Origin of the sequence: Streptomyces anulatus (genome assembly GCF_014650675.1) — a bacterium.
In the GTDB taxonomy this organism is placed as follows: Bacteria; Actinomycetota; Actinomycetes; order Streptomycetales; family Streptomycetaceae; genus Streptomyces; species Streptomyces anulatus.
On record NZ_BMVK01000004.1, the window covers coordinates 352,158 to 364,879 of the forward strand.

A 12,722-nucleotide genomic window follows, 5' to 3' on the forward strand; every position below is an offset into this window, starting at 1 on the left:
GCCGACGGAGACCCCAGCACAGCAGAGAACCGACTGCACGAAGGGGAAGCTCATGACAGCGACGACCGACGGATCGACCGGGGCCGCGAACCTCTCCGGGGCCCCGGCAGATCCGACCGACACGACAACCGCCGCGGACGACGTGACCGTCGCCGCGCGACGGGCCGCGGAACGCTCGGTGGAGCACCTCCTCGGCAGACAGGACGAGCAGGGCTGGTGGAAGGGCGACCTCGCCACCAACGTCACGATGGACGCGGAAGACCTGCTCCTGCGTCAGTTCCTCGGAATCCAGGACCCCGAGACGACCCGGGCGGCCGCCCTCTTCATCCGCGGCGAACAGCTCGGCGACGGCACCTGGAACACCTTCTACGGCGGGCCGGGCGACCTCTCCGCCACGATCGAGGCGTACGTCGCCCTGCGGCTGGCCGGGGACCGCCCCGACGAACCGCACATGGCACGCGCCTCCGGCTGGGTCAGGGAGCAGGGCGGCATCGCGGCCGCCCGCGTCTTCACCCGTATCTGGCTGGCCCTGTTCGGCTGGTGGAAGTGGGACGACCTCCCCGAACTGCCGCCCGAGCTGATGTTCTTCCCCAAGTGGGTCCCGCTCAACATCTACGACTTCGGCTGCTGGGCCCGGCAGACCATCGTGCCGCTCACCGTCGTCTCCGCCAAGCGCCCGGTGCGCCCCGCGCCCTTCGCCCTGGACGAGCTGCACACCGACCCCGACCACCCCAACCCGGCCAGGAAGCTCGCCCCGCCCGCCAGTTGGGACGGGATCTTCCAGCGCCTCGACAAAGGGCTGCACCTCTACCACAAGGTCGCCCCGCGCCCATTGCGCCGTATCGCGATGAACCTGGCCGCCCGGTGGATCATCGAGCGCCAGGAGAACGACGGCTGCTGGGGCGGGATCCAGCCGCCCGCCGTCTACTCCGTCATCGCCCTGCACCTGCTCGGCTACGACCTCGACCACCCGGTGATGAAGGCGGGCCTGGCCTCGCTCGACCGGTTCGCCGTCCGGCGCGAGGACGGCGCCCGCATGGTGGAGGCCTGCCAGTCGCCCGTCTGGGACACCTGCCTGGCCACCATCGCCCTGGCCGACGCCGGACTCAGACCCGACCACCCGGCCCTGGTGAAGGCCGCCGACTGGATGCTCGCCGAGGAGATCACCAGACCCGGTGACTGGTCGGTGCGAAAGCCGGAACTCGCCCCGGGAGGCTGGGCGTTCGAGTTCCACAACGACAACTACCCGGACATCGACGACACCGCCGAAGTCGTCCTGGCGCTGCGCCGGGTGCGCCACCCCGACCCCGCCCGCATGCAGGCGGCCATCGACCGAGGGGTCCGCTGGAACCTCGGGATGCAGTCCCGCAACGGAGCCTGGGGCGCGTTCGACGCCGACAACACCAGCCCCTTCCCCAACCGCCTGCCCTTCTGCGACTTCGGCGAGGTCATCGACCCGCCGTCGGCCGACGTCACCGGCCATGTCGTGGAGATGCTCGCCGTCGAAGGCCTCGCCCACCACCCCCGTACCCGCGAGGGCATCGAGTGGCTGCTCGCCGAACAGGAGGCGTGCGGGGCCTGGTTCGGCCGCTGGGGCGTCAACTACGTCTACGGCACCGGGTCCGTGGTGCCCGCCCTGATCGCCGCCGGACTGCCCGCCGGACACCCCGCGATCCGCCGGGCCGTCGGATGGCTGGAGTCCGTGCAGAACGACGACGGCGGCTGGGGCGAGGACCTGCGCTCCTACCAGGAGGAGAAGTGGATCGGGCACGGTGAGTCCACGGCCTCCCAGACCGCCTGGGCGCTGCTGGCCCTCCTGGCCGCCGGCCGCCGGGACACCCGCCCGGTCGCCCGAGGCGTCACCTGGCTGACCGAGGCGCAGCAGGCCGACGGCTCCTGGGACGAGCCGTATTTCACCGGCACCGGCTTCCCCTGGGACTTCTCCATCAACTACCACCTCTACCGCCAGGTCTTCCCTCTCACCGCACTCGGGCGCTATGTGTACGGTGACCCGTTCGCCGACCGCGCGGACGCCGCCGAGGGGGCCTGATGGGCGGTCCGAGAGGGTCCGGAGTCCCCGTGACGCCCCTGCTGGTCGCCTGCGCCCTGGGCATCGAGCAGGTGGCCCTGCGGAGCGGCAGAGGCGTCCCGGGCCCGGTCCGGGTGCTGCGCACCGGAATGGGCCCCCGGGCGGCGGAGGCGGCCGTGGCGCGCCTCCTGGGCCCCGGCGGGGTCCCCGACGCCGCCGTCATCGCCTCCGGCTTCTGCGCCGGCCTCGCCCCGGGCATGCACCCCGGGGACCTGGTCGTCGCCGAGGAGACCCGGGACGCGGACGGCACCACGCCCTGCACGGGCACCGGCGTCCTGGTCGCCGCGCTCGCCAGGGCCGTTCCGGGCCGTACGGTCCACACCGGCCCGCTGACCGGCTCCGACCACGTCGTACGGGGCTCCGAACGGGCCGCGCTGCGGGCCGGCGGGGCCATCGCGGTGGACATGGAGTCCGCCGCGACGCTGCGCACCGCCCTGTGCCACGGGCCGCGCCCGGTTGCGGCCGTCCGGGTGGTCGTGGACGCTCCAGAGCATGAGCTCGTCCGCATCGGCACCGTACGCGGTGGAATATCGGCGTTCCGCGTTCTTCGTTCCGTCCTTCCGGCTTTCTACGAATGGCACCGATCTTTACTGCTCCCCAGGAGGTGAGCTAGATGGCCATGCCGCTCCGTCAGTCCATCAAGGTTGCGACGTATCTCCTCGAACAGAAGCTTCGCAAGCGTGAGAAGTTCCCGCTGATCGTCGAGCTGGAGCCGTTGTTCGCCTGCAACCTCGCCTGCGAGGGCTGTGGGAAGATCCAGCACCCGGCCGGTGTCCTGAAGCAGCGCATGCCGGTCGCCCAGGCGGTGGGCGCGGTGCTCGAATCCGGCGCCCCCATGGTGTCCATCGCCGGTGGCGAACCACTGATGCACCCCCAGATCGACGAGATCGTGCGCCAGCTCGTCGCGAGGAAGAAGTACGTCTTCCTCTGCACCAACGCGATGCTGATGCGGAAGAAGCTCGACAAGTTCACCCCGTCCCCGTACTTCGCCTTCGCCGTGCACATCGACGGACTGCGCGAGCGCCACGACGAGTCGGTCGCCAAGGAAGGCGTCTTCGACGAGGCCGTCGCCGCGATGAAGGAGGCCAAGCGGCGCGGCTTCCGCGTCACCACCAACTCCACCTTCTTCAACACCGACACCCCGCAGACCATCATCGAGGTGCTCAACTACCTCAACGACGACCTGCACGTCGACGAGATGATGATCTCGCCCGCCTACGCCTACGAGAAGGCCCCCGACCAGGAGCACTTCCTCGGGGTCGAGCAGACCCGCGAGCTGTTCAAGAAGGCCTTCGCGGGCGGCAACCGGGCCCGCTGGCGGCTCAACCACTCGCCGCTCTTCCTGGACTTCCTGGAGGGCAAGGCGGACTTCCCGTGCACCGCGTGGGCGATCCCCAACTACTCCCTCTTCGGCTGGCAGCGCCCCTGCTACCTGATGAGCGACGGCTACGTACCGACGTACCGCCAGCTCATCGAGGAGACCGACTGGGAGAAGTACGGCCGGGGCAAGGACCCGCGCTGCGCCAACTGCATGGCGCACTGCGGCTACGAGCCCACGGCGGTGCTCGCCACCATGGGGTCCCTGAAGGAGTCCCTGCGCGCGGCACGGGAGACCATCACCAGCAACCGGTGAGGCGGTGACCGACGGGGTACGGCCGGCCGCCACGGGTCTCCGGGGCGGCCGGCCCTCCGCAGCAGCACACCTTGAAGGAGAAGGACGGGCGATGACGGACGGCGGATCCCAGGGCTTCGACCTGGCTCGGCTCCTCGCCGAGCGCGGGGCCGAGCGGTACGACCTGCACGCGCGCCACCTGAACCACCAGCTGCCGCGCATGCTGCACACCATCGGCTTCGACAAGGTCTACGAGCGGGCCGAGGGCGCGTACTTCTGGGACGCGGAGGGCAACGACTACCTCGACATGCTCGCCGGGTTCGGCGTCATGGGCCTCGGCCGCCACCACCCCGTCGTCCGGCGGGCCCTGCACGACGTCCTGGACGCCCAGCTCGCCGACCTCACCCGCTTCGACTGCCAGCCGCTGCCCGGACTGCTCGCCGAGAAGCTCCTCGCCCACAGCCCGCACCTGGACCGCGTCTTCTTCGGGAACAGCGGCACGGAGGCGGTCGAGACGGCGCTGAAATTCGCCCGCTACGCCACCGGGAAGCCCCGGGTCCTCTACTGCGAGCACGCCTTCCACGGGCTCACCACGGGATCCCTGTCGGTCAACGGGGAGAGCGGGTTCCGCGACGGTTTCGCCCCGCTGCTGCCGGACACATCGGTCCCGCTGGGCGACCTGGACGCGCTGCGCCGCGAGCTGAAGCGTGGCGACGTCGCGGCCCTCGTGGTGGAGCCCATCCAGGGGAAAGGCGTGCACGCCGCGCCGCCCGGCTATCTGCGCGAGGCGCAGGAGCTGCTGCACCGGCACAAGGCGCTCCTGATCGTCGACGAGGTGCAGACGGGTCTCGGCCGGACCGGGGACTTCTACGCCTACCAGCACGAGGAGGGTGTGGAGCCCGACCTGGTGTGCGTCGCCAAGGCGCTCTCCGGCGGCTATGTGCCCGTCGGCGCGACCCTCGGCAAGGACTGGATCTTCCGCAAGGTCTACTCCTCGATGGACCGGGTCCTCGTCCACTCCGCGAGCTTCGGCTCCAACGCCCAGGCGATGGCGGCGGGCCTCGCCGTCCTGACGGTGATGGAGGACGAGGAGACCGTCGCGAACGCCCGGCGCACCGGCGACCTGCTGCGCGAGCGGCTGGCGGCCCTGGTGGACCGCTACGAGCTGCTGCACGAGGTCCGCGGGCGCGGGCTGATGATCGGCATCGAATTCGGCCGGCCCGCCTCGCTCAAGCTCCGGAGCCGCTGGACCATGCTCCAGGCGGCCCGCAAGGGCCTCTTCGCCCAGATGGTCGTGGTGCCGCTGCTCCAGAAGCACCGGATCCTCACCCAGGTCTCCGGCGACCACCTGGAAGTGATCAAACTGATTCCGCCGCTGGTCATCGGGGACGCGGAGGTGGACCGCTTCGTGGCGGCCTTCACGTCCGTCATGGACGACGCGCACAGCGGCGGCGGACTGATGTGGGACTTCGGCCGGACGCTGGTCAAGCAGGCCGTGGCCAACCGCTGACCGGAGCGGGAAACGAGAATTGCCTCTGAGGTAAGTTATTTGCCTCAGAGGAAAGATCCTGGCCCAATGGAGGCATGAACACTCCGGACGAAGGGGTGCCGGACGAGCTCCCCGGCGTCGCACCCCGACTGCGGGACCTGCGCCGCGACCGCGGTCTCACCCTGGAGGCCGCCGCCGGCCGGGCCGGACTCTCCCCGGCCCATCTCTCCCGGCTGGAGACCGGCCGCAGGCAGCCCTCGCTGCCGATGCTGCTGGGGCTCGCCCGTATCTACGGTACGACGGTCTCCGAGCTGCTCGGCGAGCAGCCGCCCGAACGTGACGCGATCGTCCGCGGCGGCGGCTTCGAGGGGGCGGAGGCCGACGGCTGGATGTACCGGCAGGCCGGCGGATCCGGCCGCGCGATGCAGGCGCTGCGGGTGCGTGTTCCGTACGGGACCCAGGGCGACCTGGTCCGGGTCCATCCCGGCGAGGAGTGGCTGTACGTCCTGGAAGGGCGGCTGCGGGTCGGGCTCGGCGACACCGTCCACGACCTCGAACCCGGCGACAGCGCCCACTTCGACTCGCTCACCCCGCACCGGATCGCGGCCGTCGACCGCGGCGGCGCGGAGCTGCTCTTCGTCCATACCCTGCTGCAGAGTCCCGCCGCCGAGCTGTGCCTCGGCAACGCCCTCCACGCGCGCTGACCGGCCGTCCCCGCCGGCCCCATCCTTCGCTCCACCGGCCGCCAGGCCGACAGAGAGGACCGTCATGTCTGATTCCGAACACTACGACCCGCTGGGTCCCGGTCGCCGCGCGAACGAGGACCCGCAGGAGAAACGGATGCCGCGGGGTGTCATCATCCGGCTCTTCGCCTACCTCGTGGCGGGCCACGTCATCGCGGGCTTCCTCTACCTGCTCTTCGTGGTGGCCGGGAGCAAGTGACGGCGGGCGGGCGACCGCCCGCTCACGGACGGATCGCCGCCCTCCGGGTCAGCCCTGGTCGAGCAGGCGCTCGCGCAGCCGCTCCCGGGTCTCGGGGGAGACCTTCAGCCCCTCGGCCAGGTAGCGGTCCGTCGTTCCCCAGTTCTCCTCGATGGTCGCGAAGGCCGCCGCCAGGTAGGCGGGCCGCGCCCCGAAGAGCGGGTCCAGCAGCTCCATCACCTCGGGCGACATCCCCGTCCCGGACGCGTCGGAGCGCTTCACGGCGTAGCGGCGGTGGAGGTCGTTGGACTTGAGGTAGTCCTCCTCGATCGCCTCCACCTCGACGCCGACCGCCAGCAGGGCGACCGCGATCGAGAGACCGGCGCGGTCCTTGCCCGCCGCGCAGTGCATCAGCGCGGGGACGCTGTCCTCGGCCAGGGAGTGCAGCACCCGGCTGTGCTCGGCGGTGCGGTCCTCGATCGTCGCGCGGTACATCCGGATCATGCGGTCGACGCCCTTGCCGTCCGCGAGGACCGAGCGCAGCTGCTCGATGTTCCCGTCGCCCACCAGTCGCCAGAACTCCGCGCCGTCGGCCGGGTCCGAGAGCGGAATGCTGACATTGCGGACACCGGCCAGTTCGATGTCGTACCCGTCGAGCCGGTGGTCGGCGGAGTGGCGGAAGTCGAAGATCGTGTGCAGCCCGAGCCCGCCGAGGAAGATCGCGTCCTCGGCGGTCGCGTGTGCCAGGTGGCCGCTCCGGTAGAGCCGCCCGAAGGCGGTGCGCCGCCCGTCCGTGGTGGGGAGCCCGCCCACGTCGCGGAAGTTGCGGACTCCGGTCAGCGCGGTCTCTGTCGGCGGGACCTGCGGCACCTGTTGCGTCACGGTGGCTCCTGGGATCTCTGGCGTCGGCGCGGCTCGCCGGCGAGGGCGCTCCCGTGACGATACGACATCGATTCGTCGGAAAATCATCACGGTCGCACACCTCGGTGAGGGTGCCGGGGCGGCCGGGCTGACCTGGCGTCAGGAGTGACGTCCGCGCTGTGTCCGTATTGGTGCATTTCGCAGAACATGCCCCGCTAATGGGGGAGATGGGATTTCAGAGGTGAGCGGGATCATATCTGTGACGGTCTGTGGCGGGCATACCCCGGGCCATTCCCGTTGCCCGTACGGAAATCCAAGATCCGTAATCCACGGAGTGTGACGGGAATTCCGGAGCGAAAGGGAATCGATGATTCGGGTGCGCAACCGATGGCTTGTTCTGCTCGTCCTGACTCGTTTACGGTCGCCGCAATCCGGACGGACCGCCTAATCCTGCCGCCGCCCGGAATTCGCACCCACCCACTCACGTGTGGCAGGAGCGGGGGAACCAGGTAAGCCGCCGATCCGGAGCGATCCGGACCGGCTCGGGGTGAAGTCGCCGCAAGGTGACCGGGCATCTCCAGCCCGAACCCGACAGCTCACCTCGCAGGCGCCGGAGAGGAAATTCCCCATGCCCGCAAAGGGTAAGCACCGTCGTCCGAAGTCCGGCCCGATCTCCCGCGGCGTCCTCGCCGCAGGGACCGGCGGCGCCGCACTCGCCCTCCCGCTCATCGGCGCCACCGTCGCGAGCGCCGCGGACCAGGCCGCTCCGGCCGTGAAGCCCGCGGCCGCCTCGGTCGCCGCCGCGCACACCGCTCCGGCCACCGCCCCGGCCGCGTCGAAGGCCGCCCCGAAGACGTACGCCGTCGTCTCCGGCGACTACCTGGCGAAGATCGCCGCCGAGCACCAGCTCAAGGGCGGGTGGGAGAAGCTGTACCAGGACAACCGCTCCACCGTCGGCGAGAACCCCAGCCTGATCCACCCGGGCATGAAGCTGACCCTCGGCGCCAAGGGCTCCGCCCCGGCCGAGAAGTCCGCGGCTCCGAAGGCCGCCGCTCCGAAGGCCGCTCCGAAGGCCGCGCCGAAGAAGGCCGATCCCGCGCCGAAGGCGGACACCGTCTCCGCCGACGACTCCGAGGGCTCCGGCAGCTCGGCGCAGACCGGCTCCTCCGAGGCCACCGGCTCCGGCTGGTCCGCCCCGCTGGCCAGCGCCAACGTCACCACCCAGTACCGGGCTTCCGGCGCCAGCTGGTCCAGCGGCTACCACACCGGCTCGGACTTCCAGGCCGCCTCCGGCACCCCCGTACTCGCCATCGGCCCGGGCACCGTGGTCTCGGCCGGCAACAGCGGCTCGTACGGCAACGAGGTCGTCATCAAGCACGAGGACGGCATGTACTCCCAGTACGCCCACCAGTCCTCGCTCAACGTCTCCGTCGGCCAGACCGTCACCGGCGGCCAGCAGATCGGCCTCTCCGGCTCCACCGGCAACTCCACCGGCCCGCACCTGCACTTCGAGGTCCGCACCGGCCCGAGCTACGGCTCGGACGTCGACCCGATCGCGTACCTGCGTCAGCACGGAGTCTCCGTCTGACCGGGCGCGGCGAGAAGTAATCGAGGGGCGGTGCGCGGCGGCGCACCGCCCCTCCACTTATTCCGGCTTTACCAAAAACTGACCGGGTGGTCTATCTCACCACCCGTCAACCCCGCATTACGGTCGCGTAGGTCACATCGCACGATGCAGGATAAGTGCTTGTGGCAGACGATTCGAGAAACAACCAGCAGCACACCATCGGGTCGTACGCGGCGATTGGCGACAGTTTCACCGAGGGCGTCGGCGACCCCGGCCCCGACGGGACGTATCTCGGCTGGGCGGACCGCTTCGCGGTGCTCCTCGCCGACCGGCTCCCGGCCCCCGACGGGGCGACCGGCCCCGAGGACTCCCCGCACGGGGACTTCCGCTACGCCAATCTCGCCGTACGAGGACGTCTCCTCGACCAGATCGTCGAGGAGCAGATCCCGCGCGCCAAGGAACTGGCCCCCGACCTGGTCAGCTTCTGCGCGGGCGGCAACGACATCATCCGGCCCGGCACTGACCCCGACGACCTCGCCGAGCGCTTCGAGCGGGCGGTCGCCGACCTGAGCAACGCCGTCGGCACGGTCATGGTCACCACCGGCTTCGACACCCGGGGCGTTCCGGTGCTGCGCCACATGCGCGGCAAGATCGCCACGTACAACGTCCACCTGCGGGCCATCGCCGACCGCTACCACTGCCCCGTGCTGGACCTGTGGTCGCTGCGTTCCGTGCAGGACCGGCGCGCGTGGGACAACGACCGGCTGCACCTGTCGCCCGAGGGCCACACCCGCGTCGCGCTGCGTGCCGCACAGGTACTCGGCCACGACGTGCCCGCCGACCCCGACCAGCCCTGGCCGCCGCAGGCCCAGCGCACCCCCTTCGACGAGCGGCGCGACAACATCCAGTGGGCCCGCGAATACCTCGTGCCCTGGATCGGCCGCCGGCTGCGCGGAGAGTCCTCCGGCGACCACGTCGAGGCGAAGCGCCCGGACCTCCTGCCGCTGTAGCCGTCGAGCCGGTCAGGGCTCCAGCAGGGGAAGCGCACGCCGGGACGGGCCCGGCACCACGAGCCCGTCCGGCGGCGTGCCCGCGCCCGGAGGGTGTCCTGCCGGTATCCGCTCCAGGACACCACCCGCGAACACGTCGTACAGCGGCAGCGACTCCAGGTGCACATAGCCGATGTGGCAGTCGCACACGGCGAGCGGACAGGCCCGCGGGCCGAGCGCCCGGCGGTAACTGCCGTCGTAGAGGTTCCCCAGCTCCGCCTTGACGAAGTGACAGCGCCGCACGGTGCCGTCGCCGTCCACCGAGATCACCGACTCGCCCGTCCGGCAGGGCAGCCCCGCCGAGCGGTGCGGATCACGGCTGTAGGGGAACAGCGGATCCAGCTCGGTCCACCGCGCCGCCTCCTCGTCGGTGTAGGTGTGCCCCTCGGCGGCGTTCACCCAGAGATAGACCTCCTCCGGCAGCGCCGCCCGCAGCCGACGAGCCTCGTCGAGGTGCTCGTCGAACCCCACCACGCCCACGCTGTAGCGGATCCCCTTCGCGGACAGCTCCCGGCACCTGCCCAGGAACCGCTCGTACGGGGTCTGCCCCGGGTGGTACGTGCACCAGAGCGCGATCCGCTCCGGATCGGTGTCCGCCAGCCAGTCGGTGCGGCAGCTCAGGTTCGTCTGGATCGCGACCCGCTCGATGTGCGGCAGCCGGGACAGCTCGGTCAGCGCCCGCCGGTACCAGGAACGCACCAGGCCCTCGCCCCACGGAGTGAACAGCACGGACAGCCGGTCACCGGTCCGCTCCGCCGCCCAGCCGGTGAACCGCTCCAGCGCCTCCCGGTCCGCCGTGAGCTGCGCGCGACTGTCCCGCCGCTTGGCGAACGGGCAGTACGGACAGTCGTAGTCGCAGGAGGCGAGCGGGCCCCGGTAGAGAATCGTCAGGTCCATCGCCCGTCACTTCCGCTCGTACGCGGCCATCGCGGCCCGCACCCCGGGGGAGAACAGCGCGGGACCCAGCGCGTCGGAGTGGGCGAGGCCCGCCGGGGACAGCCTGAGCAGACCGTCCGGCGCCGACGCGTCCAGCCAGCCCCGGGCCGCGAACCCCGCCAGCTCGGCGGGGAAGTCCGCGCCCGGATCCGTGCCGAACCGTGCCCGGTAGTCCGCCACCGGCAGCCCGGCCGCCTGGAGCAGTGACTGCAGCAGATGCCGTCGGCGCGCCTCGCCGGCGTCGACGTACCGGCCGACCTCGGCCCGGGAGAAGTCCTCGGCGGCGGTGAAGCGGTCGATGATCGACCGGATCTCCCGCATGTCCACCGCGTAGTCGAAGGAGTAGTGCAGGGCCGCCGTGTACGAACGCGCTCCGCAGCCCAGGCCGATCATGCCGTCGGTCTGGCAGGCGTAGTCCTCAGGACCCTCCTGCTCCCGCGGGGCGTCCGTCCGCCGGAACATCCGCATCGACACCTGCTCATAGCCGTGCGCCAGCAGATGGTCCCGCCCCACCGCGTACAGCCGCAGCCGCTGCTCGTCCCAGGCGGCCTGCTCCAGGGCCTCCGCCTCGGCGCCGGCCGCCGCGCCCAGGCGGTGCAGACCGGTGAGCGGGCGGACGTACAACGGATACAGGTACAGCTCCTCCGGCCGCCAGGCCAGCGCCGCGTCCAGCGAGACGAGCCAGCTGCGCTCCGTCTGCCCGTCGATGCCGTAGATCAGGTCGATGTTCAGCACCGGGATCCGGGCCTCGCGGATCCGGCCGAGCGCCGCCTCCACATCGGCGCGGCGCTGCGGGCGGACCGCCGCCCGCGCCTCCTCGGCCACGAAACTCTGCACACCGATGCTGATCCTCGTCGCGCCCCGGTCGGCCAGCACCGCCAGCCGGTCCGCCGTCGCCGTGGACGGGGAGGTCTCCACCGACAGCGGCACCGAGCGGAGGTCGGCGCCCATCCGCTTCTCCGCTATGTCGCAGAGCCGTTCCAACTCACCCGCGGTCAGGAAGGTCGGCGTGCCGCCGCCGAACGCCGCCGCGGCGAACCGCACCGGCCCCTCGTCGCCCAGCGCGTCCCGCACGGCCCCGGCCTGCCTCTCCAACGCGTCCAGATAGCGCGTCGTCAGCTCCTCGGGCGCGCCGATCCGGGTGAAGAGGTTGCAGAAGCCGCAGCGGACCTCGCAGAACGGTATGTGGAGATAGAGGGAGAGCGCGTCCTTGGGCTCCGCCGCCCACAGCGACCGCAGCGACGGGCGGTCCTCCAACGGCCGGTAGGCCGTCTTGTGCGGATAGGCGTAGACATAACTCTCGTACGGCCGTACGGAGGGAAGCCCGGCGGTGGCCGCTTCCGCGGCGACGGTGGTGGTCATCGGGCGGCCCCCGGTTCGAGCGGTGCGGGTGGTTCGAGGAAGAAGTGCGCGTACGGCACGGTCCAGACGGCCGGGTGGCCGAGCCGGTGACCGGTGTAGCCGTCGTCGCCGTAGGCGGTGCCGTGGTCGGAGCAGACGATCGCGAAGCACCGGCGCCGGCTGCTCGCCGCGGCGAAGAGCCGGCCGATGTGCCGGTCCACGTACTCCAGGGCCGCCGCGTGCGTGGCCCGGGAGTCGCCCGCCTCACGGGTCGCCCCGGGCAGATGGAACCAGTTCGGCTGATGCAGGGCGGACACGTTGACGAAGAGGAACAGCCGCTGCTCCCGGGGGAGCGCCGCGACGACCTGCTCCGCCCGGGCGACCTGCTCCTCGAACGAGGTGGGCGAGGCGACACCGAACCCGGGCTCCCAGTGGCTCTCCTGGAACATCCCGGGCAGCACCGAACCGAGCGGCCCCTGACGGTTGAAGAAGCCGACCCCGCCGACGCACACCGTGCGGTACCCCTCGGCGGCCAGCCCCGACACCAGATCCGGCGTGTCGAACACGAACGTGCCGTCCGCCGTCGTCTCACTGCCCGCGAACCGCGCCGCGAACAACCGGGGATGCGGCCCCGGGGAGGCGGGCGTCGGCAGGAACCCGGCGAACATCGCCTGGTGCGAGGCGTAGGTGAAGCTTCCCGGAGCGTGCCGCTCCTCCCAGCCGCCCCCGGGCAGATACCGGGCGAGGTTCGGGATGCGCCCGGCGGCCGCCAGCTCCACGGCGACGTCGTACCGCAGGGTGTCCAGGGTGACCAGCAGCAGATCGTGGCTGCCCACGACCTCGCCCATGTCGGGCCG

The 12,722-nt window shown here is 71.3% G+C and carries 12 protein-coding genes and 1 riboswitch; of the genes, 8 read left to right on the top strand and 4 right to left on the bottom strand.

Annotated elements, in window-relative coordinates; translation table 11 throughout:
• The first annotated feature begins 52 nt into the window (after positions 1-52).
• The 6 genes from shc to IE272_RS13200 all read left to right on the top strand — a co-directional run bounded on the left by shc (position 53) and on the right by IE272_RS13200 (position 6,132).
• Positions 53-2,050: a squalene--hopene cyclase gene (gene shc / locus IE272_RS13175; RefSeq protein ID WP_050362112.1), complete on the top strand. Its 1,998-nt coding sequence runs from the start codon at positions 53-55 to the stop codon at positions 2,048-2,050.
• Positions 2,050-2,697: a phosphorylase family protein gene (locus IE272_RS13180; RefSeq protein ID WP_056705573.1), complete on the top strand. Its 648-nt coding sequence runs from the start codon at positions 2,050-2,052 to the stop codon at positions 2,695-2,697. The genes shc and IE272_RS13180 overlap by 1 nt, the downstream gene beginning before the upstream one ends.
• Positions 2,698-2,702: 5 nt before the next feature.
• A complete protein-coding gene (hpnH, locus tag IE272_RS13185; protein ID WP_007449846.1) occupies positions 2,703-3,722 on the top strand; it encodes an adenosyl-hopene transferase HpnH in 1,020 nt (339 codons plus the stop codon).
• A gap of 91 nt (positions 3,723-3,813) precedes the next feature.
• Positions 3,814-5,211 carry an aspartate aminotransferase family protein gene (locus IE272_RS13190; protein WP_069753938.1) on the top strand — a complete coding sequence of 466 codons (1,398 nt, stop codon included), beginning with the start codon at positions 3,814-3,816 and terminating at the stop codon, positions 5,209-5,211.
• Between the two features lie 74 nt (positions 5,212-5,285).
• A complete protein-coding gene (locus tag IE272_RS13195) occupies positions 5,286-5,894 on the top strand; it encodes a helix-turn-helix domain-containing protein (RefSeq protein WP_190006898.1) in 609 nt (202 codons plus the stop codon).
• A gap of 64 nt (positions 5,895-5,958) precedes the next feature.
• Positions 5,959-6,132 carry a DUF6126 family protein gene (locus IE272_RS13200; protein ID WP_007449849.1) on the top strand — a complete coding sequence of 58 codons (174 nt, stop codon included), beginning with the start codon at positions 5,959-5,961 and terminating at the stop codon, positions 6,130-6,132.
• A 48-nt stretch (positions 6,133-6,180) separates the two neighbouring features.
• Here IE272_RS13200 and IE272_RS13205 read toward each other — a convergent pair whose 3' ends face one another.
• Positions 6,181-6,993, bottom strand: a complete 813-nt coding sequence (locus IE272_RS13205; protein WP_050362108.1) for a tyrosine-protein phosphatase — start codon at positions 6,991-6,993, stop codon at positions 6,181-6,183.
• A 443-nt stretch (positions 6,994-7,436) separates the two neighbouring features.
• Positions 7,437-7,597, top strand: a riboswitch (cyclic di-AMP (ydaO/yuaA leader).
• Positions 7,598-7,600: 3 nt separating this feature from the next.
• Between IE272_RS13205 and IE272_RS13210 the strand changes: the two genes are divergently transcribed.
• Entirely contained in the window at positions 7,601-8,560 is a 960-nt protein-coding gene (locus IE272_RS13210; RefSeq protein WP_190006899.1) for a M23 family metallopeptidase, read from the top strand.
• A 161-nt stretch (positions 8,561-8,721) separates the two neighbouring features.
• A complete protein-coding gene (locus IE272_RS13215; RefSeq protein WP_050362106.1) occupies positions 8,722-9,549 on the top strand; it encodes an SGNH/GDSL hydrolase family protein in 828 nt (275 codons plus the stop codon).
• A 12-nt stretch (positions 9,550-9,561) separates the two neighbouring features.
• Here the strand turns inward: IE272_RS13215 and IE272_RS13220 are convergent, their stop codons facing one another.
• The 3 genes from IE272_RS13220 to IE272_RS13230 are packed head-to-tail and all read right to left on the bottom strand — an operon-like array spanning position 9,562 to position 12,713.
• Positions 9,562-10,485 (bottom strand): STM4011 family radical SAM protein, encoded by a 924-nt coding sequence (locus IE272_RS13220; protein ID WP_190006900.1) that lies wholly within the window; start codon positions 10,483-10,485, stop codon positions 9,562-9,564.
• 6 nt (positions 10,486-10,491) lie between these two features.
• Positions 10,492-11,886: an STM4012 family radical SAM protein gene (locus tag IE272_RS13225; protein ID WP_190006901.1), complete on the bottom strand. Its 1,395-nt coding sequence runs from the start codon at positions 11,884-11,886 to the stop codon at positions 10,492-10,494.
• On the bottom strand, positions 11,883-12,713 hold the full coding sequence (locus IE272_RS13230) for an STM4013/SEN3800 family hydrolase (RefSeq protein ID WP_098891774.1): 831 nt from the start codon (positions 12,711-12,713) through the stop codon (positions 11,883-11,885). Before IE272_RS13230 ends, IE272_RS13225 begins: the two co-directional genes overlap by 4 nt.
• Positions 12,714-12,722: the final 9 nt, after the last annotated feature.